This is a genomic window from Streptomyces sp. NPDC012466, assembly GCF_042955215.1.
In the GTDB taxonomy this organism is placed as follows: domain Bacteria; phylum Actinomycetota; class Actinomycetes; order Streptomycetales; family Streptomycetaceae; genus Streptomyces.
In genome coordinates this window covers 216,166-237,956 of sequence record NZ_JBIBEQ010000006.1, presented here as the reverse complement: position 1 = coordinate 237,956, position 21,791 = coordinate 216,166, and the positions used below count along the sequence as shown (strand labels likewise).

The window sequence follows — 21,791 nt, the reverse complement described above, 5'->3', positions numbered from 1 at the left end:
TCAAGCCGGCACCACGCTGCGACCCGTCTCGTGCGCGTAGAGCGCCGCACGGTCGTGCAGGGCCGCGTGAACCGCCATCCGGGCGTCCCTGCGGCGCTGGGCGGGGCCGTCGGGAAGGTGCAGGATGCCGGCGTTGCCGCGGGAGCCCCGCTGGACCTCGGCGGTGCGCGGGACGCGCAGGGCCTCGTAGCGGGCCAGACGGGCGGGGATCGCCTCTGAACGGGAGCATGGGGTGGGCCGCGTCGCCGAGCAGCGTGATGCGGTCGGTGGACCAGGTGCGCAGCGGCGGGCGGTCGCTCGTCGGGGTCGCCCGAGGAGTGCGGAAACGTCCAATGGGCCGACTGGCACGTGTGATGCACGACGAACACGACGGAGGGCCGCCCTGGGAGGAGACCCCCTCCTGAGCAGGCCCGGGCGAGGCCGGGCGGTTCGGCCTCACAGCAGGCCGGACCACCCCGTACCCTTTGTGGTGTCTACGGCGTCACATAGCGGGCGCCACACACTGGAGGCAATACCCCGTGCTGATTGCTCAGCGTCCTTCGTTGACCGAAGAGGTCGTCGACGAGTTCCGCTCCCGGTTCGTGATCGAGCCGCTGGAGCCGGGCTTCGGTTACACCCTCGGCAACTCCCTGCGTCGTACGCTCCTGTCCTCGATCCCGGGTGCGGCGGTCACATCCGTCCGTATCGACGGTGTCCTGCACGAGTTCACCACCGTGCCGGGCGTCAAGGAGGACGTCACCGACCTGATCCTCAACATCAAGCAGCTGGTCGTCTCCTCGGAGCACGACGAGCCGGTCGTGATGTACCTGCGCAAGCAGGGTCCGGGTCTGGTCACCGCCGCCGACATCGCGCCCCCGGCCGGTGTCGAGGTGCACAACCCCGACCTGGTCCTGGCCACGCTCAACGGCAAGGGCAAGCTGGAGATGGAGCTGACGGTCGAGCGTGGCCGCGGTTACGTCTCCGCCGTGCAGAACAAGCAGGTCGGCCAGGAGATCGGCCGGATCCCGGTCGACTCGATCTACTCGCCGGTTCTGAAGGTCACGTACAAGGTCGAGGCCACGCGTGTCGAGCAGCGCACCGACTTCGACAAGCTGATCGTCGACGTCGAGACCAAGCAGGCGATGCGTCCGCGTGACGCCATGGCGTCCGCCGGCAAGACCCTGGTCGAGCTGTTCGGTCTGGCCCGTGAGCTGAACATCGACGCCGAGGGCATCGACATGGGCCCGTCGCCCACGGACGCCGCCCTGGCCGCCGATCTGGCCCTGCCGATCGAGGAGCTGGAGCTCACGGTCCGCTCCTACAACTGCCTCAAGCGCGAAGGCGTCCACTCGGTGGGCGAACTCCTGGCGCGCTCGGAGGCGGACCTGCTCGACATCCGCAACTTCGGTGCGAAGTCGATCGACGAGGTCAAGGCGAAGCTGGCCGGCATGGGCCTCGGCCTGAAGGACAGCCCGCCCGGATTCGACCCGACCGCCGCCGCCTTCGACGCGGACGACAACGCGGACGCCGGTTTCGTGGAGACCGAGCAGTACTGACCCCGCGCAGGCCGCGAAGGAGCCGGGACGCCGGAGGGGCGGGCGATGAGCGCACCCCGTCCGCGCCCGGCTCCTTCGCGTTCCCCGCGGGCGGCTTCTTCACGTGCTCCGCGGGCGGAGAGACGGACGCCCGAGCCCTCCGAACCTGATCAGGAGGACGAAGAGGTCCCTCTCAGCCGCGTTCCCCACCGGCCGTGCGTACGGACCCTCGGGCGCGGTGGTCCCGCCGTTCGCCGGTGGCCGGCGACCCCGACGGGTCCGGCCCCGACGGCGGCTGCGGCGTGACGCGGCCGCGGCGGCCGGGCAGGGGGGAGCCGTACCGGTACACGGCGATTCTGTCGGCGTGCTGGAGGTTGAGCCGGTGGATCACATACGCCGCCACTGCGACGAGGACCAAGAAGGCGACGGCAGCCAGATAGGCGTTCATGGCGGCCACCTCACAGCCCTGTCCGACCGGCCGGGCCGGGCGGACCGGTCTGCTCGGGAACGCACGCGGACACCTCGGAGGCGCCGCCCTCGTACTCCCATGCCTCGTCCGGGGCCAGTGGCCGGTCGGTCGCGGAGACGCCGTGCCGCGCCTCGTCCGCGTCCATGAGCGCGGTCGCGGTCAGTGGCAGGCCGTCGCGGCCGGACGCGGCAGCCATCAGCCGGGCCGCCGACTCCGCGCCGGTCTCGGGCGGGATGACCAGGAGATCCCAGCGGCCGGTGCCGTACGAGAGCAGCAGCAGCTTGTGCGGGTCGATCTCCGGCGTGAACCAGCCGACCTTGACGGTGTGGCCGCCCACGGGAACCTTGTGGGGGATGACCGGCCAGTGCTTCGGGTTGACGGCGATGCGGGTGATGCGGCCCCACAAGGGGTCCAGCACGTCGGTCAGGGCCCGCAGTTCGTTCGACAGGTCCCGGGAGCGGGGCCACCAGGCACCGTCCAGGAGTCCGCGGGAGCTGCCGTCGGCCTTCAGTGCGAGACGCGCGGCCGGGGCTGCGACGGGCTCGGGCTGCGGCAGGGTGGGAATCAAGGTCGCCGACATGATGCGAACCCGTCTCCGGGCCGCCTCTGCGGCGACCCGGGTTTCATCTTTCGCCGAGGACGACCCGGCGTGGAAGCCGGTGTGCGAAATGCCCTCGGTACTGACCACACTACTCCGCGTTCCGCCGCAGCGGGGGTATGCGGCCGCCTGACTGCAGGTATCGCCCCTGGGTGTCCACCTGCGGCTCGCCGAGCCCTCCCGGCCACGAACCGCGGGCGCCGCCTCGCGGGCGGCCATAGCCGGGCTTCGGTGATGCGGCGCCCGAACCAACGTCCCTGAGGAAGAGCGCTGACCGCGTGGGCCACCTCCCGCTCGACGAGGCGGATGCGGCGGGATGAGGACGTCGTGCTGATGGACGTGCGCATGCCCGGACCCCTACCGTGCGCCTGCCCGCCAAGCTGCTGTGCGCGACCGAGCCCGCCTCGTTGCCGTCGTATCGGAAACCGCGCTCGGGGCGGCCGCCGACGGGGACGGTGACCTTCACGGACCGGAGGGATCTCATCAGAGCCCCGAGGCACCCGCCTCACGTGTGCTGCGAGATCGAGAGGCCCAGCCGCCCACGTGGCCAACAGTGCCTCTGACGCGACGGAAACCGAGCCGCACGGGCGTCTGGGCAACTCGGGTGACGACGACCGCCGTTGGGAGTTAACGTGCGGCGATGATCAGTAACGACGGGGCACGTCTGGGCGCGGAAGCGGCGCGTCGCTTGGCACAGACCGGACTGTACGAGGTCGAGCCGGGGTTGTCGGACGCCGAGTTCGCGCGCATCGAGCGCGAGTACGGCTTCGAGTTCGCGGATGACCACCGCGCGTTCCTCGCGGCCGGCCTTCCGGTGAACGTTCCTCCTGAGGAGGGGCAGACCTGGTCCAAGCCCTGGCCCGACTGGCGCAACGGAGACCCAGCCGGGTTGCGTGATCAACTCGGCTGGCCGGTGGAGGGCGTTCTCCTGAGCGTCGAACACAACGGCTACTGGCACGAGGGCTGGGGCGAACGTCCCGCCGACGGAGTCACGGCACTCGCTACGGCACGCCGTCATCTCGCGGAAGCGCCGACGCTGGTGCCCGTGTACGCCCATCGGTACCTCCCGGCGGGCCGGGGAAGCCACGGCCATCCCGTCCTCTCGATGTGGCAGACCGATGCCATCTACTACGGGCTGGACCTGGTCGACTACGTGCACCGGGAGTTCGACGAGGCACGCGGCGACGTCGACGAGAGCTGGAATCCGGAGGCGACAGTCCCCTTCTGGCGGGACCTCCTCTGATCAGCCCGAGCTGCGGTCGCCCGCCCACCACGAGCAACTGAAGAGGCCGAAGGCGCTTGTGGGGCGAAGAACAGCCAGAGGAGCGCTCATGTACCCGTGCCCGTCCCGGCGTCGGCTCAGAGCTCCAACGTCTCCAGGTCCTGCCGCAAGACCACGCGTGCCGCCCTGGTCGCGTCCCCGTGAGCCTGCCTGGCGGCATGGTACTCATCTGACGTCAACGTGCATCCGGACGCGAGTGTCTCTCGAACTCGACGCAACGAGTGGTACGAAGCGTCTATGGCTTCCGATATGCCGGTGGCTGCCGTGAGAACGAGCCGCTCTCGCGCCTCGTCGCACCCCGACGCCTGGAACGCCTGCCGGATCTTGGCCGCCCTCGCCTGCGGGTCCGGGTAGTCCTCGTCAGCGGCCAACCGCATCGCCTCGTGCGCACGACGAAGAGCCACCAAACAGTCCACGTACATGGTTCGTCGGTCTTGCAGCCTGTTGTCCCTGACGGTCCGCCGCCAGCGCAAGTGCTCACCGGCCAGCGTCGCCCCGATGCCGAGCACCGCGCCAAGGGCCGTCCCGACAAGTGTCCCCCACTCCACGCGAAGGATCGTGCCACACAGCTGTCCCTGACGCTCCCTCAGTGCTCCGACTGCGGCCACACGACAAGGGGCCTGGGTCCTCGCACGATCAGCGGCGAGGCGTGAGCCAGTTCCCTGTTGTTACCCGCTCACGACGAAGGGCCGGCTTGGCCACCGCCTCGTCCTTGGGTCGGCGGGTGGCAAGCTGTGCCGATGAGCGACTACCGCGTGTGGCTCGCTGCGATCCCACAGCCCACCCCCGGGGCCGATGCGCCGGTCTACTGGAACCTCAAGGTCGCTCCTCCCGGGCCCGGACCGTTGTCAGTGCCACTTGCTAGTTTGCCTGGTGGAGTGAGACCGGTCAGAGAACCTTCGAGGTCCGCGGTCAAGGGGGGTGGGCATAAAGGTCCCCGGGAGCCACCTCGGGACTATGTTGCAGGCCGTAGATCCCCACCCCCCTCATCCTCCATGAGGTTGGCGAGCTACCTCTTCGTCCCGAAGTAACTCGGGATGCTCGCTGTCCTTGGGCTGGCGTGCCAGTCACCTGCGCTGATGGTCCGCTGACGTCCACGGTTGTTCGCTGTTGTCCGTCGTGGTTGTCACAAAGTTAGACACTCAGTGCGTCTCGTACGCGGAGCGGTGGCATGTGGATCGTCCGGTGACGGTCATATCGGCCGTGCTACGGCCCTGCGAGGGCGGTACCGGGTGGGGTGGGTTGCTGCACTTCGCTGCTGTACGGCGTTGGAGCCAAGCAATCTTTGGCGTACGCCTGTACGCCCACCAACGGGTTGATCACTGCGGCGCATCCCGCGAGGAACGTGCCGACCCCCACCATGAGCGCTGTGACTGTCGTGGCTCTGCTGCTGGTTCTTTGAGTAGGCTCTGCCTGAATAGGGGTGAGTGGGCTATCCATCTCATCCTTCCCGGGGTAGCTCAGTGGAGTTGCGCTGGTTGGCCCCATCCGTCACGTCTCCCCAGACCCGGATGGGGCCTTCTTCAAGCCATGAAGCTAGCAGCGGATGTGCTCCTCCCCGCTTCTTTCGAGAAGCGCTCTGGCCTCGCTCCGACCACACCAGAAAAGTGCACACCACGTCCGCCTGTAGCCCCGTCTACAGCCTCCTGACCTGCATTGATATCCCCTTGCTTTCATCGCAGAAATTTACGTTCACCGCAGTTCCGTGGCTATTCACGCAGTTCGGTGCACTTAAGCGGCAAAACGTGCACCGGGACTTGGCTGAAAGTGATCGATCTCGCCCGCTCACACAAGCCCACCACCTGCCCCAGCTCCCATCCCGTCTGCCGTCGCCCCACACACCGTGGAGCGGGCGCAACGGCCAAGAAGTCGCACCGAGTTCTGCGCTCGGCCCTGTCCTCCGCCTGCCGCGAGGAACTCATCGCACGCAACGTCGCCAAGCTCGTCGAGCCGCCCCGCACGGACAAGCCCTGAACTGCACCCCTGGACCCTCGACGAGACGCTCGACTTCCTTGCCGCCTCCCGAAAGGACCCGCTCTACGCGGCCTTCGCCCTGGGGCTTCGCCGGGGAGAGATCGTGGGCCTGCGTTGGTCGGACGTCGATCTCGACAACCGCGTCCTCTACGTCCGCCACCGGTCCAGCGCCGCCGTGGCGTCCTGTACGCCGACGACCCCAAGAGCCGTCGTCGTCGCACAGTGCCCCTACCCGCCCTCTGCATCGCGCCCCTGCGTTGGCACCGCCTACGGCAGGCGGACGCTCGCGCCAAGGCGGGGGAGACGTGGCAGGAGTCGGACTACGTCTTCGCCACCCGAACCGGCCGCCCTGTAGAGCCGCGCAACCTGTATCGCTCCTTCACGCGTCGCTGAGTCCGCCGGCCTCCGCGTGATCCGGCTGCACGACGCTCGCCACGGGACGGCCACCGGAGTCGCGCCCCGCCTTGTGATGGAGATCCTCGGGCACAGCTAGATCAGCATCACGATGGACGTCTACACCCACGTCGTCCAGGACACCCAGCGCGAAGCCATGAGCCACATGGACCGGCTGCTCAGGAGACGCCCCATCCGCGAGTCCGCCCGCGTTGATGTCAGAAGTAGATGTCAAAGGCCCCGGACCATGATCGGTCCGGGGCCTTTGTGCTGGTGCCCCCGGCAGGATTCGAACCTGCGACACCCGCTTTAGGAGAGCGGTGCTCTATCCCCTGAGCTACGAAGGCAGTGGCAGCAGACGCAAGCAGCGATGTGCCCGTGGTCTGGGAGGACCACAGGCGTCAGCGTACCGGATGCCGGTCGTACGGGTGTGGGGGTCAGGTCAGGGATGCGGGTCGGGCGGGTGTGGGGGACACGTCCGAGATCTGAAGCGTGCGGGTGGGCGGAGCGGAGGCCAGAGGTGGGCCGGGGTCAGGACAAGGGGACGTGGGTGAAGCGGGACGCCGTGTGGAGGTCTGTCTGGATGCGGCCTGCCGTCAGTGTCAGTTCGGGGAGGAGATCCGTCACGCACTCCCGCGGCGTGCGGCGGCTTGCGTGCATCGCTGTGTTGACGGCCGCCACCACTCGGCCCGACCGGTCGCGGATCGGGACGGCGATCGAGCGGAGGCCCTCTTCCAGTTCCTCGTCCACCAGGGCGTAGCCCTGCGAGCGGACCGAGGTCAGGACCTTTTCCAGGGTCTGTTGTTCCGTGATCGTGTGCGGGGTGAAAGCCCGGAGGGACTCAGGTCGGGGGGCGTCTCCGGGCGCGTCCGCCAGCAGGACCCTGCCCAGGGCCGTGGCGTGTGCCGGCAGACGCGTGCCCACGGTGATGTTCACGCTCATCACCCGGGCCGTGGCCACCCGGGCCGTGTACTGGATCTCCTCGCCGGAATCCGACAGCACCGCCAGGGACGTCGATTCGTGGATGCGGGACGTCAGGTCGGCCAGGTGGGGCTGGGCGATCTCGGGGAGGGAGGTGCGGGACAGGGGCGGGAAGCCGAGGGAGAGGACCCGGGGGGTGAGGGTGAAGGTGCGGCCGGCCGGGGCCACCAGGCCCAGGTGCTCGTAGGTGATCAGGGCCCGGCGGGCCGTCGCCCGGGCCAGGCCCGTCGCCTGGGCCACCTCCGTGAGGGTCAGCTCCGGCCTGCCCTCGCCGAAGGCCGTGAGGACCGTCAGGCCCCGGGCCAGGGATTCGATGAACTCGCGGCCCAGTTGCTGCTTCGAGGCGCCCGTCCAGAGCGCGAGGTCCGAGGGGGGCGGGCCGGGTTCGGGGGGCGGGGTGCGGCGGAGTGCGCGTTCCATGTCCGCGACCGCCGACCGCAGCCTCGGGAGGAGGGCCGTCCTCAGGTGGTGCGCGGTGTGCCGGCTCGTGTGGCTGACCACGCTCGCCACGCTCGCGATCCGGCTGTCCGGGCCGGGGGTGCGGACGGGGACCGAGATCGCCACCAGGCCCGGCTCGATCAGCTGGTCGTCCACGGACCAGCCGTGGGCCGACGCCTCCGCCGTGCGGTCGGCGAAGGTCTCGTCGTCCCGCGTGTCCGCCGCGTACCTGCGTGGCGGTACGGCCGTGAAGGACAGGTCCCTCGGGTCCGCCGCCCTGCGGTCCCGCCAGTGTTGCCAGTCCGCGGGCGTCCACTCCGTCGCGAACAGCGGCCCGGGGGCGGTGCGTTCGGCGGGGAGGAGGTCACCGATGCGGAAGCTGAGGGACATCGCGCGGCGGCGGGTCGCCTGGTGGATGAAGCGGATGCCGTCGCGGTCGGCGACCGCGAGGGAGACCGACTCGTCCAGTTCGTCGGCGAGGGCGTCCGCGTGCGGGGAGAGGAGGGCGGGCAGACGCAGGGCCGACATGTAGGCGTTGCCCAGTTCCATCAGACGGGGGGACAGGTGCACGTCCCGGCCGTCGAAGCGGACGTAGCCCATGCGGGCCAGCGTGGCCGTGATGCGGTCGACCGTGGAGCGGGCGAGGCCGGTGGCCCGTTCCAGGCCGCTCAGGCTCAGTGTGCCGTCCGCCTCCGTCAGTTCCCGCAGAACGGCGATGCCGCGGATGAGGGGAGTGACCGCCTCGGCGGGGGTTCCTCTCTCGCCGAGGGTGCTCGCCGTGCGAGCAGCCGGGGCGCCCTCGCGGGCGGCGGACGCGGTCGCCATTTCGACCGGCGGCCTCTTCCCGACCGTTGGTCTCTTCTCGACCGGCGGCCTCTTTCCGACCGGCGGCCCCTTCTCCACCGGCGGCCTCTTCTCGTCGGCCGGCGGGGCGGACCCCTCCGGGGTCTCGGACGTGGGCTTCGCTGGCATCGGCTCTCCGGAACGGCGCTCGCGACGGTCGCGGCAGGCCCACCGTAATCCGGAATCGGTTGTCCGGAGACAGGGAGGGGTTCGAGGGACCGACGCCTCCGTGCGTCGCCCGTACACCGCAATCCCTCGTCACCAGCACTTACTCCCTCGTCACCCGCACCCGGTAACCCCCCTGCGCACTCGCCCCCGCCGCTCCCGCCCCCACCTCCGCCACCTCGATCGTGATGCCCCTCCCCGTGTCCCGGAACGTCTCTCCGGGTGTGAACGGCGCGTCCGACAGCTCCGCGTGGACGTTCGGTGCGCGCGTGCAGCCGCCGCTGTCGCGGCGGGAGTCGTGGACGGTGACCGGGCCCATGCCCGTGCCGACCTCCGCGTCGACCTTGTAGATCAGGACGCCCGGGCGGCAGACGGCCTCGTCGTTGCCGGCGCGGGTGCGCAGCTCGAGGGCGTAGCCGGTTCGGCCGTCCAGGGGGACGAAGACCAGCTTGGAGCCGCCGGCCCGGGCCAGGGGGGTGAGGGTGTACTCCGTGGTGCCGGGGGCCGCCGCGCAGTGGACCTGGGCGGCGTCCAGCCAGCCCAGTTTCCACTTGTGCCAGCCGAGGAAGTCGTTGTTGGCGCCCCAGTCCTCGCTCATGATGTCCCAGTGCCCGACCGCGCCCCCGCCCTCGGCGGTGTACAGGTCGGGCAGGCCGAAGACGTGGCCGTTCTCGTGGGGGAGGACGCGGTAGCCGGTGCGGTCGTAGGAGCCGGAGCCGTCGTCCTGGCGGGAGTAGACGAAGGAGGCGTTGGCCACGGGTATGCCGTCGGCCGTGGGGGCGTCCGGGTTGCCGGCGAAGGTGACGGACAGGACCGTGTCCAGGGCGGAGGGGCCGGCGTTCGGGGTGACCAGGACGTTCAGCAGGTCGTACGCGCGGAAGTCCACCTTCGGGTCGGCCGCGGCCACGAGATCCTGGACCAGCGCGCGGTAGCCGGGCTCGAAAGGGGCCCCGCGCTCTATGCCGTACTCCCGGAAGGTCTTCGGCATCCGCAGCCAGCCCGGGATCGGGGTCTCGGGGCGGTAGTCGAGGCGGCCGTAGGAGCTGGTGCGGAACCACTCGCGGGTCTGCGGGAAGAACTCGTGGAAGCGGTCCTGGGCCTCGCCCTCGCCGGGGGCGTCGGAGAAGTCGATCATCAGGGTGAGGGCGCGGACGGTGCCGGTGGAGCGGGTGTAGCCGGTGGAGGTGGGGATGCCCTCGGACATCTGGACCTCGCGGGCGCCGCGGATCATGCAGGGGCCGTGTGCAGGGGTGTGGGACAGGACGATCGGGCCCGCTCCCGCCGTACTGGCGCCCGGGGTGAGACGACCCGTGCCGGCCGAGGTGCTGACCGTGAAGGTCAGGGCGGACACACAGGCCAGGGCGGCCAGTCGGCGCCTGGGTATCCGGCGGCCGGACGGGCCCGTGCGGTCCGTCCGGGGGTGCCGGGGCTGCGGCTGCCTGCAAGGGACCTGCAAGGGACCTCCCGCGCCACGGCAGCCCCTGGTCTCCGGCTGCACCCTTGCGCTCACCCTGCGTCGCGGGGTGGGGGGACGCCCGTTGGAGGAGACCGATCGTGGGTTTCCCGTCAGTAGCGGCTGCGGCGTTTGTGAGTCAGGTCACAAACAATTTCCGCGTCGGCGGGAAATACCGGGGACCCACTCCCCGTTTAGCCATGTGTCCGACCGAAACGGGGACCCGCTCCCCGGATCGGAGCACCACACCTTCCAGACCAGGAGTACGCCGTGCAGACCGCCAGCCCCGAAGCGCGCAAGGTGCCCCGGCCCCGTGCCGACGCCCTGCGCAACCGGGAGCGGATCGTCACCGCCGCCCGGGAGATGTTCGTCGAGCACGGCCCCGAGGTGCCGCTCGACGAGATCGCCCGCCGGGCCGGCGTCGGCAACGCCACGGTGTACCGCAACTTCCCGGACCGCGACGCCCTCGTCCGCGAGGTCGTCTGCTCCGTCATGGACCGCACGGCCGCAGCCGCCGAGGCCGCTCTCACCGAGACCGGCGACGCGTTCGAGGCGCTGGAGCGCTTCGTGCACGCCGCCGCCGACGAGCGGATCAGCGCGCTGTGCCCGATGGTCTCCAGCACGTTCGACAAGCATCATCCGGACCTGGAGGCCGCGCGCGAACGAGTCGAGCGGCAGGTCGCGGAGGTCATGGACCGCGCCAGGTCGGCCGGACAGCTCCGGTCCGACGTGGACGTGGGGGACGTCATGATCGCCGTGGCCCAGCTCAGCCGACCCCCGGCCGGCACGGACTGCTTCCGGGCCGACCGTTTCGTCCACCGCCATCTTCAGCTGTTCCTGGACGGGCTGCGGGCTCCCGCTCGCTCGGTTCTCCCGGGGACGGCCGTGACCCTGGAGGACCTGCGCCGGCCCTGACCGATCAGTTCGTCCACCGACCAGCTCGGCGAACCAGCTCGGTCCGATCGGTGGTCCGACCAGCTCAGCCCGACCAGCTCGACCCGATCGTTTCAGCCCGATGAGTTCAGGCCGCCCCACCGGTCTGAAACCCGAACGACAGTCCCTGCGGCCGTCCCCGTGGACGAGCCGTCGGCTTTCGTCACCTTTTTTCAGCACGACGTCCCGAATTTCCGTCACGAAGTCCCGAAGTGGGTATCCCCATGTCTGAAACAGCCTCGAAGACGCTCGGCGCACCGGCCAGAGAACCGGACGCCGGCCGCTGGAAAGCGCTCGTCTTCATCGCGCTCGCCCAGCTGATGGTCGTCCTGGACGCCACCATCGTGAACATCGCCCTGCCCTCCGCCCAGCAGGACCTCGGCATCTCCGACGGCAACCGGCAGTGGGTCGTGACGGCCTATGCCCTCGCCTTCGGCGGTCTGCTCCTGTTCGGCGGCCGGATAGCCGACCTGTGGGGCCGCAAGAGGGCGTTCGTCCTCGGGCTCGGCGGTTTCGCCGCGGCCTCCGCGCTCGGCGGCGCGGCCACCAACGAGGCGATGATGTTCGGCGCCCGCGCCCTCCAGGGTGCCTTCGGCGCGCTGCTCGCGCCCGCCGCGCTCTCCCTGCTCGCGGTGATGTTCACCGACGCCAAGGAGCGCGCCAAGGCGTTCGGCATCTACGGTGCGATCGCCGGTGGCGGTGGCGCCGTCGGCCTGATCCTCGGCGGTTTCCTCACCGAGTACCTGGACTGGCGCTGGACGTTCTTCGTGAACATCCCCTTCGCCATCGTCGCCGCGGCCGGTGCCTACTTCGTCATCCGTGAGCCGGAGGGCGGCCGCAACCGCTCCGCGCTCGACATCCCGGGCGTCATCCTCTCCACCCTCGGCCTGGTCGCCCTGGTCTACGGCTTCACCCGCGCCGAGTCGGACGGCTGGAGCGACTCCGTGACCGTCGGCATGTTCGTCGCCTCGGTCGTGCTGCTGGCGTCCTTCGTGCTCGTCGAGTCCAAGGTCAAGGCCCCGCTGCTGCCGCTGCGCGTGATCACCGAGCGCAACCGCGGCGGGATCTACCTCTCCCTCGGTCTCGCGATCATCGCGATGTTCGGCCTGTTCCTCTTCCTGACCTACTACCTGCAGATCGTGAAGGGCTACTCGCCGGTCAAGACCGGTTTCGCCTTCCTGCCGATGATCGCGGGCATGATCACGGGCTCCACCCAGATCGGCACCCGCCTGATGACCCGGGTCGCGCCGCGCCTGCTGATGGGCCCCGGCTTCCTGGTCGCCGCGCTCGGCATGCTGCTGCTGACCCAGCTGGAGATCGGCTCCTCCTACGCCGCTCTGCTGCTCCCGGCGATGCTGCTGCTCGGTCTCGGCATGGGTACGGCGTTCATGCCGGCCATGTCGCTGGCCACCCAGGGTGTGGAGCCGCGGGACTCCGGTGTCGCCTCTGCCATGGTCAACACCTCGCAGCAGGTGGGCGGCGCGATCGGCACGGCCCTGCTGAACACGATCGCCGCCTCGGCGACCACGGCGTACGTCGCCGACCACATCGCCGGGGCGACCAGCCGGTCCCAGCAGCAGCTGGTCCAGCTGGAGGCCATGGTGGAGGGCTACACCAGCGCCATCTGGTTCGCCGTGGGCATCCTCGTGGCGGCCGCCGTGATCGCCCTGACCTTCGTCAACGCCGGACGCCCGGGCACGACCACGGTGACCGGCTCCGGCGCGGACGCGGCGGACGAGGTGCAGATCCCGGTCGTCGCCCACTGACGGCCGCGCACCACACCCCTTCGGGCCATCCGTAGGTACGAGGAAGGGGACGCCTCGTACCTACGGAATCCAGGACCTGCCCGGCTCCCGCGTCAGCGGAGCCAGGGCAGGTCCGCACCCGCTTCGGCGGGCTGAAGTCCCTCGGCGACGATCCGCATGATCTCGCCGAGGGACTTCTGCTGTTCCGGGGTGAGCCGGTCGAAGACCGCCTGGCGCACGGCCTCCACATGGCCCGGCGCGGTCTGCCGCAGCACGTCGAGGCCCTCATCCGTGAGGACGGCGAACTGGCCCCGCTTGTCGTCGGGGCAGTCCTCGCGGCGCACCCAGCCGTTCTTCTCCAGGCGGGCGATGGCGTGCGAGAGACGGGACCGGGTGATCTTCGCCAGCATCGCGAGCTCGGTCATCCGCAGCCGCCGCCGCGGTGCCTCGGCGAGCTTGACCAGAAGGCCGTAGTAGACGTGCGGCATGCCCGCGTCACGCTGCAGCTGACGGTCGAGATGGTCGTCGAGGAGGGTGACGCCCTCCATGAACGAACGCCAGACGCGCTGCTCCTCGTCGGTGAGCCAGCGCGGTTCCTTGGGCTCCGCGGCGGAGCCGGGTGTCGGTGCGGATGCGGGTGCCTTCATGCGTTCCACTCTACGTGGCCCCTCCTTGAACTTTAAACAAATGGCTCGTACAGTTTGTTAGGGAATCATTTTTTGGAAGGAGCCGCAGCATGTCCGCCGCCACTCAGGAGCGCATGCCCGCTCTGTACCTCAGCCACGGTGCACCACCCTTGGCGGACGACCCCGTCTGGCCCGGTGAACTGGCCGCGTGGTCCGCCGGCCTGCCGCGCCCCAAGTCCGTCCTCATCGTCTCCGCCCACTGGGAGGAGGCCCCGCTCGCCCTCGGTGCCACCGAGACCGTGCCGCTCGTCTACGACTTCTGGGGCTTCCCGGAGCACTACTACCGGGTGACGTACGACGCCCCCGGCGCACCGGAGCTCGCCGAGTCCGTACGCAAGCTGCTGCGCGCCCCCGGCGTGCCCGTCCAGGACGTCCCCGACCGCGGCCTCGACCACGGCGCCTACGTCCCGCTGGTCGAGATGTACCCGGAGGCCGACATCCCGGTCCTCCAGGTGTCCATGCCGACGCTCGACCCGGTCCGGCTCCTGGAGATCGGCCGCAAGCTCGCCCCCCTGCGGGACGAGGGCGTGCTCATCGTCGGGTCCGGCTTCTTCACCCACAACCTGGCCGCGCTCCGGCAGGGCGGCGTCCCCGCCTGGTCGGCCGAGTTCGACGACTGGGGCCGGCGGGCGCTGGAGGCGCGCGACGTGGACGCCCTGCTCGACTTCACCCGCAAGTCGCCCGCCGGGCAGCTGGCCCACCCGCGCACCGAGCACTTCGCCCCGCTGTTCGTGACCATGGGCGCGGCCGACGCGGCCGGCGAGCTGGACGCGCAGAAGTCCGTGATCGACGGGTTCTGGATGGGCCTGGCGAAGCGATCGGTCCAGTTCGGCTGAGCGGTGCGGACACCTTCCAGCGCCTAGAGCGGCTTCTCGTACCAGGCCACGTCCCAGTAGCGGCCGAACTTGCGGCCGACCTCCCGGTGGGTGCCGACGTGCCGGAAGCCGAAGCGTTCGTGCAGCCGGGCCGACGCCTCGTTCGGCAACGCGATGCCCGCGTACGCGCGATGCAGATCCTCGCCGGACAGGGCCTCGAAGAGGGCCGTGTAGAGGAGTGTGCCGATGCCGCGCCGGCCGGCGTCCGGGGCGACGTACACGGTCGTCTCCACGGAGGTGGCATAGGCGGGCTTCGTTCGGAAAGGGCTGGAAGTGGCGTAACCCAGAATCTGCTGTGTGTCCGGCTCCCTGGCAACCATCAGGCGGTGCGGCCCGTCTTCAGGGTGGGAGAGCAGCCAAGGGCGGCGCTCCTCCGGAGTGAAGATCGCGGTATCGAATGTGATCGCCGTCTCACGTACATAGTGGTTGTAGAGGGCCGTGAGGGCTTCGAGGTCCTCCTCGACTCCTGGTCTGACCTGCACCTCTGTACGCTCCGACAGCATCGTGCCTCCCTACGTGGCCGGACAGGGTACTGCATGATCAGAAAAATCGGAGGGTGGGTTGGGAATTCTGTCCTGATTCCAGTCGTTGTTTCCATCGGATGCAGGGCACCCGAGGAGAGTCCGGAGAGTCTCTGAAAGACGGAGTCCAGCGTCCGAAGGACCACCCGCTGACCTCACCACGCAAGGGAGCTCGCATGGCAACCCGTGCCGTCGCCCGTCGTCAGTCCGCCACCGGCGAGACGGCCGACGCGGCAAGCAGTGTTCGCGCCCATGGCGGCGAGATCGCCGACCGCGACCTGGTCGGCATGTACCTCGACGAGATCGCGCGCACACCGCTGCTCGACGCCGCCAAGGAGGTCGAGCTGTCGCAGATCATCGAAGCGGGTGTGTTCGCACAGCAGATCCTCGACGGCCTGGAGGAGAACAAGGCCGGAGCCTCGCCGGAGGAACTGCAGGCCCTGGTCGACGCAAGCGAGCGGGCCAAGGACGTCTTCATCCGCTCCAACCTGCGCCTGGTCGTCGCGGTCGCCCGCCGCTACCCCCGCAGCGGTCTGCCGCTGCTGGACCTGATCCAGGAGGGCAACGCCGGCCTGGTGCGCGCGGTCGAGAAGTTCGACTACCGCAAGGGCTTCAAGTTCTCCACGTACGCCACGTGGTGGATCCGCCAGGCCATCACGCGGTCGATAGCGGACCAGTCCCGTACGATCCGCCTGCCCGTCCACCTCGTGGAGGAGCTCGGCCGGATCCGCCGTGTGCAGCGCGAGTTCAACCGCGAGCACGGCCGGGACCCGGAGCCCGCCGAGATCGCGACAGAGCTCGGCTCGACGCCGGAGCGCGTCACCGACGTGCTCGACTGGGCCCGCGACCCGGTCTCGCTGAACATGTCGGTGGACGACGAGGGCGAGACCCAGTTCGGCGACCTCCTGGAGGACACCTCGGCGGTGTCGCCCGAGCAGTCGGTGCTGACGCTGCTGCGCAGCGAGGAGCTCGACGACCTGATCGGCCGGCTCGACCAGCGCACGGCGTCGATCATCAAGATGCGCTACGGCATCGAGGACGGCCGGGAGCGCACGCTGACCGAGGTCGGCAAGGAGCACGGCCTGACCCGCGAGCGCATCCGGCAGATCGAGAAGCACGCGCTGCTGGAGCTGAAGAAGCTGGCCCGCAGCACCGGGTTCGACGCGGCGGCGTGACCCCCGCCCCCGCCCCCGCCCGCGCGGCGCGCACCGCCCCTTCGCGGGCCGGCGCGAGACCGGTGAGCACGGTGGGCGCCCGGGCGTACGACCCGTTCCCACGGCCAGTGGGTGACGGACCGTGTGCGCCCGGGGGTCACCGCGTACGCCGGGTGGCGAAAGACCGCGCAAACATGGCGTTGTAACGCCGCTTCAATGCGCGAACTCAGGGAACAAGACTTCTGGGCCCACCAGTTCGAGCCCGGGGCACACACCCCCTGCCCCCGACAGCCAAGTCCCGTCGCACTCCCCCCGGCGCCGGGACTTTCCCGAGGCCGGGCTTCGGCGTCCTTCCCCCCGGATGCCGGAGCCCGGCTTTCAATCTGTCCGGCCGCCTGCGCCCGCTGGCCCGGCGCGGTGGCCCGGCGGAGCGAGGGGGGACGGTGTGCTTGGAGGGCGGGGCACCCCGTACCTGAACCACGGGGTGGCCCGCCAGATGGCAGATTGTGTCACATGGGCATAGCCTGCCGGGCGTGAGCAGCACCACCCCGACCCCGCCTCCGTCCTCACTGACCGAGCGGCGCAAGGCCGAGACGCGCATGGAGATCGCCCGGGCCGCGGCCGGCCTCTTCGTACGGCACGGCCTGCGCGCCACCCGCGCGGAGGACATCGCCCAGGCCGCCGGCATCGCCCCGCGCACCTTCTACCGGTACTTCGCGACCAAGGAGGAGGCCGTCGCCCCGCTCTACGCGGCCGGCGCCCAGCGCTGGGTGGAGGCGGTGCGCGCCGCTCCCGCCGGCACCGGCGTGCTCCGGGCCCTGGAGGAAGGGGTCCGCCACACCCTCACCCCGGGCCTCGGCGTCTCGGCGTCCTCCTGGGAGTGGGTCCGCACACTGCTCCGCCTGGCCGAGGCGAACCCGTCCCTGCGCAGGGTGTGGGCGGAGGTGTGCCAGACGTCGGAGCGGCTGCTGGGGGAGGCGCTGACGGAACTGGTGACACGTGCCGGTGCCCCCGGGAGGCCCCCGAGGCCGGACGGCGCCGACAACGTTGCCGCGGGTCCCCGGGCGCGCTTCGCCGCCGCCGTGGCCAGTGCCGCCGTACGGACGGCGCTGGAGGCCTGGGCCGAGGGCGACGGGCCCGTCGAGGGCCCGGACGGTCCGGCGGAACTCGCGCTGCGGAATCTCGCGGCGCTGCGGGAGTTCCCGTGGGGAGCGTGAGCTTCGGGGCCGCGACCTCCGGGGAAGGGGAGCCGTGGCCTCCGGGGGCGTGACCTCAGGGGGCCGTGGCGCGAGGGCTCACACCCCGTCCGCGTCCCGGCCGCCGGCCGCCCTGCTCAACCGCGCCCCCAACTCCCGTACGGCCGTGACCAGTTCCGCCGGCTCGTGCACCACGAAGTCGCACTCCAGCATCGCCAGCCGGAACGCCACCCACTGCACGGCGTCGCCGACCGACCCCCGCAGCCGGCAACTGCCCTCGTCCAGCGGTTCGGGCGTGCCCAGCCACCGGGGCACCCGGGCGGCGACGAAGCCGGCCGGTGCGGCGAACGTGACCTCGAAGTCGTAGGTCTGCTGCTGGCGTTGCATGGACCGCCGCAGGTACTCCGCCGCGTTCCCCGTCGGCAGCTCGCGCGGCACGAACCGGGCCCCGGTGGCGAAGGGCTCGCTGACCCGGTCGACGCGGAACGTGCGCCAGTCGTCGCGGTCGATGTCGTACGCCACCAGGTACCAGCGGCGGCCCGTCGACACCAGCCGGTACGGCTCCGTCAGACGCCGCGACGCGGTGCCGTCCGCCGCCCGGTAGGCGAATCGCAGCCGCTCGTTGCCGGCGACCGTCGAGGCCATGACGGTCAGGGTTTCGGGTGCGATGCTCGGCCCGTCGCCGCTGGTCAGTGGGGTGGTCGCGGCCTGGAGGGTGGTCACGCGGTGGCGCAGCCGGCCGGGCAGGACCTGCTCCAGCTTGGCCAGCGCCCGCACCGACGCCTCGTCGAGGCCCTCCACCGCGTGCCCGGCCCCGGCGCGCAGCCCGACCGCGATGGCCACGGCCTCCTCGTCGTCGAGCACGAGCGGCGGCATGGCCTTCCCGGCGACCAGCCGGTAGCCGCCGTCGGAGCCCTTGGTCGCCTGCACGGGGTAGCCCAGCTCGCGCAGCCGGTCGATGTCCCGCCGGACCGTGCGGCGGGAGACCCCGAGCCGCTCGGAGAGTTCGCCGCCGGGCCATTCGCGGGGCGTCTGGAGAAGGGAGAGGAGCGTCAGCAGCCGGGCCGGGGTGTCCGTCGTCATACGCATGAGGATGCCGCACCACTAGGACACGACCTGACCTATTGGGGGTCTAACGTCGAAGCATGAACTCCACCGACACCACTCCGGGCACGGCGGGCGGCGGGACCGACCGCCGGCGTTGGTTCGCCCTCGCGATCGTGATGACCGCGGCTTTCATGGACCTCGTCGACGTGACGATCGTCAACATCGCCATCCCGTCCATCCAGCGGGAGGCGGGCGCCTCCTTCAGCCAGATCCAGTGGATCACCGCCGGTTACGCCCTCGCCTTCGCCGCCGGTCTGATCACCGGCGGACGGCTCGGCGACATCCACGGCCGCAAGCGGATCTTCCTCGTCGGTATCGGCGGGTTCACGGTCGCCTCCGCGCTGTGCGGCCTCGCGGTCAACCCGGAGATGCTGGTCGCCTCCCGCTTCCTGCAGGGCGGCATGGCGGCGCTGATGGTGCCGCAGGTGCTGTCGATCGTGCACGCGACCTTCCCGGCGCACGAGCGGGGCAAGGTGTTCGGACTGTTCGGCGCGGTCGTCGGTCTCGGAGCCGTGTCCGGTCCACTGCTCGGCGCGCTGCTGACCGAGTGGGACCTGTTCGGCTGGGGGTGGCGGTCGATCTTCCTGATCAACCTGCCCGTGGGCGTCGCGGGCCTGATCCTCGGCAGCCGCTTCATCACCGAGTCCAGGGCGCCGCGTGCCCTGAAGCTGGACCTGGTGGGTGTCGCGCTGGTGACGCTGGGCCTGCTGATGCTGCTCTACCCGCTCATTCGCGGCCGTGAACTGGACTGGCCGGTGTGGGGGTACGTCTCGATGGCCGGCTCGCTCGTCGTCCTCGCCGTGCTGGTGGCGTACGAGAGGCGGAAGGCCTCCCGGGACGGCTCCCCGCTGATCGAGCTGTCCCTGTTCAGGGTCAAGAGCTTCGCGGCGGGCATCGCCGTGCAGACCGTCTTCGGGGTCGGGCTCGGTGTGTTCTTCCTGGTGTGGACGCTGTACATGCAGTACGGGCTGGGCTGGAGCCCGCTGAAGGCAGGGCTGACCGGGGTGCCGTTCTCGATCGCCGTGTCCGCGGCCGCCGGGATGTCGGTGCAGATGCTGGTCCCGCGCTTCGGGCGCAAGGTGCTTCAGGCGGGTGCGCTCGTGATGGCGGCCGGGGTGCTGCTCTACATCTGGGAGGCCCGGCACTACGGCCTCGCCATAGCGCCCTGGCAGATGGCCCTCCCGCTCGTCGTCATGGGCGTCGGGATGGGGCTGATCGTCGCGCCGCTGACCGACGCGATCCTCTCGGAAGTGCCGCGCGAGCACGCCGGTTCGGCCTCCGGCCTGATCAACACGGTGCAGCAGATGGGCAACGCGCTCGGTCTCGGCCTGGTGTCCGTGGTGTTCTTCGGCACGATCTCCGACCATCTGCGGCCGGAGCAGATCGGTCCGGCCTTCGCGGACGCCTTCCAGAACGCGCTGGGCTGGGTGGCCGCGGTGATGGGCGCCATCTTCCTGCTGATGTTCGCGCTGCCGAAGCGGCCCGCGCAGCATGTGGAAGGGGAGCAGGCGGCGGTGGAGGAGACGGAGCGGGTGCTGGTCTCCTGAGAGCGGCGGTCGTGGGTCCCCGGGCCCGGCACTACGGTGCCGGGCCCGTTCTGTGTTTCCGATCATGCCCGGTTGGGTCCGAACCTGTTTACTTTGCGGACATCTCGGCGTAGCCTCCCGCTGAAACCACACGTTCGGGCATGAGGCGGAGGCGAACGGACATGTACGCACCGGAGCGGCAGCAGGCGATCCTCCGGCTCGCCCGTGACGGCGGCCGAGTGGATGTCGTGTCGCTGGCCGAGGAGTTCCAGGTGACGGCGGAGACGATCCGCCGGGATCTGAAGGCCCTCGACCGCGCGGGCCTGGTCCGCCGGGTGCACGGCGGCGCCATCCCGGCCGGGCGGCTCGACTTCGAGCCGGACCTCGCCGAGCGCGAGACGACCGCCGCCGACGAGAAGGACAGCATCGCCAAGGCGGCCCTCGCGGAACTGCCCGTCGAGGGCACGGTCATCCTCGACGCCGGGACGACGGTGGCCCGGATGGCCGCCGCCCTCCCGCTGGAGGCCTCCCTCACCGTCGTCACGCACAGCCTCCCCATCGCGGCCCGCCTCGCCGACCACCCCGGCATCCAGCTCCACCTCGTCGGGGGACGCGTACGGCACCGTACGCGCGCCGCCGTGGACGCCTGGGCCCTGCGGGCGTACGGCGAGATCCGCGCCGACGTGCTGTTCGTGGCCGCCAACGGCTTCTCCGCCGAGCACGGTCTGACCACCCCCGACCTCGCCGAGGCCGCGGTCAAGCGCGCGGCCGTGGCCGCCGCCCGCCGCGTGGTGCTGCTCGCCGACTCCTCCAAGCACGGCCAGGAGCACTTCGCCCGCTTCGGTGACCTGAGCGATGTGGACCTGCTGATCACCGACAGCGGGCTGAGCCCCGAAGACACCGTCGCGATCGAGCGCGGCGGCACGGAAGTAGTGCGCGCATGATCCTCACCGTCACCCCCAACCCGTCCCTGGACCGTACCTACGAGGTGCCGTCCCTCGACCGCGGCGAGGTCATCCGCGCCACCGGCGAGCGGATGGACCCGGGCGGCAAGGGCGTGAACGTCTCGCGTGCCGTGGCCGCCGCGGGGCAGCGCACGGTGGCGGTCCTGCCCCTGGGCGGCGCCCCCGGCGCCCTCGTCGCCGAGCTGCTGGACCAGCAGGGCATCGAGGTCGCGCCCGTCCCGGTCGCCGGGGCGACCCGTTCCAACATCGCCCTCGCCGAGTCCGACGGCGTCCTGACGAAGATCAACGCGCCCGGTCCCGAACTGTCCGACGCCGAGCGGGAACTGCTCCTGGAGACCGTGCGGCAGCAGTCCCGCGAGGCCTCCTGGATCGCCTGCTGCGGCAGCCTGCCGCGTGGACTCGCCCCCTCCTGGTACGCCGAGCTGGTCGCCCGCGCGCACGCCGCCGGGACCCGGATCGCCCTGGACACCTCCGGGCCCGCGCTGCTCGCGGCCCTGCGCGAGCGGCCGGACGTGGTCAAGCCGAACGCCGAGGAGCTCTCCGAAGCCGTCGGCCGCCCCCTCGCCACCGTCGGCGACGCCGTGAAGGCCGCCGAGGAGCTGCGCGAGATGGGCGCCCGGGCCGTCCTGGCGAGCCTCGGCGCCGACGGGCAGCTGCTCGTCTCCGCCGAGGGTGCCTGGTTCGGCAGCGCGCGCGTCGCCACCGTCCGCAGCAACGTGGGCGCCGGCGACTCCTCCCTCGCCGGTTTCCTGATCGCCGGCGGCAACGGCCCCGAAGCCCTCGCCTCCGCGGTCGCGCACGGTGCGGCGGCCGTCCAGTTGCCGGGCAGCGTCATGCCGACACCGCGCGACCTGGACCCGGCGGCGGTGACGGTCACGGCCGAGGTCCCGGCGGACCGTGTGCTGAAGGAGCCGGCCACATGACGTACGGCGAGCAGCGCGGAGCGGCGCGCGAGCGGCGGGCCTCCCCGTTA

17 protein-coding genes, 1 tRNA gene and 1 pseudogene are annotated in these 21,791 nt (G+C 70.8%); 11 read left to right on the top strand and 8 right to left on the bottom strand.

All coding sequences use genetic code 11. The annotated features are described in order from the left end of the window. Nucleotides 1-518: 518 nt before the first annotated feature. Nucleotides 519-1,535, top strand: a complete 1,017-nt coding sequence (locus tag ACFY9E_RS23130; protein WP_390987131.1) for a DNA-directed RNA polymerase subunit alpha — start codon at nt 519-521, stop codon at nt 1,533-1,535. A gap of 172 nt (nt 1,536-1,707) precedes the next feature. On the opposite strand, the gene ACFY9E_RS23125 is transcribed toward ACFY9E_RS23130, so the two are convergent. Then, nucleotides 1,708-1,962 carry a hypothetical protein gene (locus tag ACFY9E_RS23125; protein WP_390987129.1) on the bottom strand — a complete coding sequence of 85 codons (255 nt, stop codon included), beginning with the start codon at nt 1,960-1,962 and terminating at the stop codon, nt 1,708-1,710. 10 nt (nt 1,963-1,972) lie between these two features. Further along, nucleotides 1,973-2,671 (bottom strand): DUF5994 family protein, encoded by a 699-nt coding sequence (locus tag ACFY9E_RS23120; protein WP_390987126.1) that lies wholly within the window; start codon nt 2,669-2,671, stop codon nt 1,973-1,975. A gap of 550 nt (nt 2,672-3,221) precedes the next feature. Between ACFY9E_RS23120 and ACFY9E_RS23115 the strand changes: the two genes are divergently transcribed. Next, the gene (locus ACFY9E_RS23115) at nt 3,222-3,824 is read left to right on the top strand and encodes a hypothetical protein (RefSeq protein WP_390987123.1); all 603 of its coding nucleotides are present in this window, start codon (nt 3,222-3,224) and stop codon (nt 3,822-3,824) included. A 1,893-nt stretch (nt 3,825-5,717) separates the two neighbouring features. Beyond that, nucleotides 5,718-6,429 (top strand): annotated as a pseudogene (locus ACFY9E_RS23110) (tyrosine-type recombinase/integrase); the annotation flags it as partial. A 72-nt stretch (nt 6,430-6,501) separates the two neighbouring features. On the opposite strand, the gene ACFY9E_RS23105 reads toward ACFY9E_RS23110, so the two are convergent. The 3 genes from ACFY9E_RS23105 to ACFY9E_RS23095 all read right to left on the bottom strand — a co-directional run bounded on the left by ACFY9E_RS23105 (nt 6,502) and on the right by ACFY9E_RS23095 (nt 10,041). Next, nucleotides 6,502-6,577 (bottom strand) — tRNA-Arg (locus ACFY9E_RS23105). Between the two features lie 184 nt (nt 6,578-6,761). Further along, entirely contained in the window at nt 6,762-8,474 is a 1,713-nt protein-coding gene (locus ACFY9E_RS23100; RefSeq protein ID WP_390987120.1) for an IclR family transcriptional regulator C-terminal domain-containing protein, read from the bottom strand. A 286-nt stretch (nt 8,475-8,760) separates the two neighbouring features. After that, nucleotides 8,761-10,041 carry a M6 family metalloprotease domain-containing protein gene (locus ACFY9E_RS23095; RefSeq protein ID WP_390987613.1) on the bottom strand — a complete coding sequence of 427 codons (1,281 nt, stop codon included), beginning with the start codon at nt 10,039-10,041 and terminating at the stop codon, nt 8,761-8,763. Nucleotides 10,042-10,380: 339 nt separating this feature from the next. Between ACFY9E_RS23095 and ACFY9E_RS23090 the strand changes: the two genes are divergently transcribed. Both ACFY9E_RS23090 and ACFY9E_RS23085 read left to right on the top strand, forming a co-directional pair. Then, nucleotides 10,381-11,025, top strand: a complete 645-nt coding sequence (locus ACFY9E_RS23090; protein WP_390987118.1) for a TetR family transcriptional regulator — start codon at nt 10,381-10,383, stop codon at nt 11,023-11,025. Nucleotides 11,026-11,267: 242 nt separating this feature from the next. After that, entirely contained in the window at nt 11,268-12,809 is a 1,542-nt protein-coding gene (locus ACFY9E_RS23085; protein ID WP_390987115.1) for a DHA2 family efflux MFS transporter permease subunit, read from the top strand. Nucleotides 12,810-12,901: 92 nt separating this feature from the next. Here ACFY9E_RS23085 and ACFY9E_RS23080 read toward each other — a convergent pair whose 3' ends face one another. Further along, complete coding sequence (locus ACFY9E_RS23080) at nt 12,902-13,435, bottom strand: MarR family transcriptional regulator (protein ID WP_390987113.1); 534 nt, start codon at nt 13,433-13,435, stop codon at nt 12,902-12,904. An 89-nt stretch (nt 13,436-13,524) separates the two neighbouring features. Here ACFY9E_RS23080 and ACFY9E_RS23075 point away from each other — a divergent pair, with 89 nt between their 5' ends. After that, nucleotides 13,525-14,310: a dioxygenase gene (locus ACFY9E_RS23075; protein ID WP_390987111.1), complete on the top strand. Its 786-nt coding sequence runs from the start codon at nt 13,525-13,527 to the stop codon at nt 14,308-14,310. Between the two features lie 23 nt (nt 14,311-14,333). On the opposite strand, the gene ACFY9E_RS23070 is transcribed toward ACFY9E_RS23075, so the two are convergent. After that, nucleotides 14,334-14,852 carry a GNAT family N-acetyltransferase gene (locus ACFY9E_RS23070; RefSeq protein ID WP_390987109.1) on the bottom strand — a complete coding sequence of 173 codons (519 nt, stop codon included), beginning with the start codon at nt 14,850-14,852 and terminating at the stop codon, nt 14,334-14,336. A 194-nt stretch (nt 14,853-15,046) separates the two neighbouring features. Between ACFY9E_RS23070 and ACFY9E_RS23065 the strand changes: the two genes are divergently transcribed. Continuing rightward, nucleotides 15,047-16,045 (top strand): RNA polymerase sigma factor RpoD/SigA, encoded by a 999-nt coding sequence (locus ACFY9E_RS23065; RefSeq protein ID WP_142163091.1) that lies wholly within the window; start codon nt 15,047-15,049, stop codon nt 16,043-16,045. Between the two features lie 512 nt (nt 16,046-16,557). Then, nucleotides 16,558-17,241 carry a TetR family transcriptional regulator gene (locus ACFY9E_RS23060; protein WP_390987106.1) on the top strand — a complete coding sequence of 228 codons (684 nt, stop codon included), beginning with the start codon at nt 16,558-16,560 and terminating at the stop codon, nt 17,239-17,241. Nucleotides 17,242-17,319: 78 nt separating this feature from the next. Here the strand turns inward: ACFY9E_RS23060 and ACFY9E_RS23055 are convergent, their stop codons facing one another. Next, nucleotides 17,320-18,303: a WYL domain-containing protein gene (locus ACFY9E_RS23055; RefSeq protein ID WP_390987103.1), complete on the bottom strand. Its 984-nt coding sequence runs from the start codon at nt 18,301-18,303 to the stop codon at nt 17,320-17,322. A 62-nt stretch (nt 18,304-18,365) separates the two neighbouring features. On the opposite strand from ACFY9E_RS23055, the gene ACFY9E_RS23050 reads away from it, so the two are divergent. The 3 genes from ACFY9E_RS23050 to pfkB all read left to right on the top strand — a co-directional run bounded on the left by ACFY9E_RS23050 (nt 18,366) and on the right by pfkB (nt 21,741). Then, the gene (locus ACFY9E_RS23050; protein ID WP_390987100.1) at nt 18,366-19,874 is read left to right on the top strand and encodes a DHA2 family efflux MFS transporter permease subunit; all 1,509 of its coding nucleotides are present in this window, start codon (nt 18,366-18,368) and stop codon (nt 19,872-19,874) included. Nucleotides 19,875-20,035: 161 nt separating this feature from the next. Further along, nucleotides 20,036-20,797: a DeoR family transcriptional regulator gene (locus tag ACFY9E_RS23045; RefSeq protein WP_390987097.1), complete on the top strand. Its 762-nt coding sequence runs from the start codon at nt 20,036-20,038 to the stop codon at nt 20,795-20,797. Then, the gene (pfkB, locus tag ACFY9E_RS23040) at nt 20,794-21,741 is read left to right on the top strand and encodes a 1-phosphofructokinase (protein ID WP_390987094.1); all 948 of its coding nucleotides are present in this window, start codon (nt 20,794-20,796) and stop codon (nt 21,739-21,741) included. The genes ACFY9E_RS23045 and pfkB overlap by 4 nt, the downstream gene beginning before the upstream one ends. Nucleotides 21,742-21,791: the final 50 nt, after the last annotated feature.

What these genes read in the sequence shown, in the direction of transcription:
- ACFY9E_RS23125 (WP_390987129.1), bottom strand. Translation starts at nt 1,962, where the DNA reads ATGAACGCCTATCTGGCTGCCGTCGCCTTCTTGGTCCTCGTCGCAGTG.
- ACFY9E_RS23115 (WP_390987123.1), top strand. Translation starts at nt 3,222, where the DNA reads ATGATCAGTAACGACGGGGCACGTCTGGGCGCGGAAGCGGCGCGTCGC.
- ACFY9E_RS23100 (WP_390987120.1), bottom strand. Translation starts at nt 8,474, where the DNA reads ATGGCGACCGCGTCCGCCGCCCGCGAGGGCGCCCCGGCTGCTCGCACG.
- ACFY9E_RS23085 (WP_390987115.1), top strand. Translation starts at nt 11,268, where the DNA reads ATGTCTGAAACAGCCTCGAAGACGCTCGGCGCACCGGCCAGAGAACCG.
- ACFY9E_RS23080 (WP_390987113.1), bottom strand. Translation starts at nt 13,435, where the DNA reads ATGAAGGCACCCGCATCCGCACCGACACCCGGCTCCGCCGCGGAGCCC.
- ACFY9E_RS23075 (WP_390987111.1), top strand. Translation starts at nt 13,525, where the DNA reads ATGTCCGCCGCCACTCAGGAGCGCATGCCCGCTCTGTACCTCAGCCAC.
- ACFY9E_RS23070 (WP_390987109.1), bottom strand. Translation starts at nt 14,852, where the DNA reads ATGCTGTCGGAGCGTACAGAGGTGCAGGTCAGACCAGGAGTCGAGGAG.
- ACFY9E_RS23065 (WP_142163091.1), top strand. Translation starts at nt 15,047, where the DNA reads ATGGCAACCCGTGCCGTCGCCCGTCGTCAGTCCGCCACCGGCGAGACG.
- ACFY9E_RS23055 (WP_390987103.1), bottom strand. Translation starts at nt 18,303, where the DNA reads ATGACGACGGACACCCCGGCCCGGCTGCTGACGCTCCTCTCCCTTCTC.
- ACFY9E_RS23050 (WP_390987100.1), top strand. Translation starts at nt 18,366, where the DNA reads ATGAACTCCACCGACACCACTCCGGGCACGGCGGGCGGCGGGACCGAC.
- ACFY9E_RS23045 (WP_390987097.1), top strand. Translation starts at nt 20,036, where the DNA reads ATGTACGCACCGGAGCGGCAGCAGGCGATCCTCCGGCTCGCCCGTGAC.
- pfkB (WP_390987094.1), top strand. Translation starts at nt 20,794, where the DNA reads ATGATCCTCACCGTCACCCCCAACCCGTCCCTGGACCGTACCTACGAG.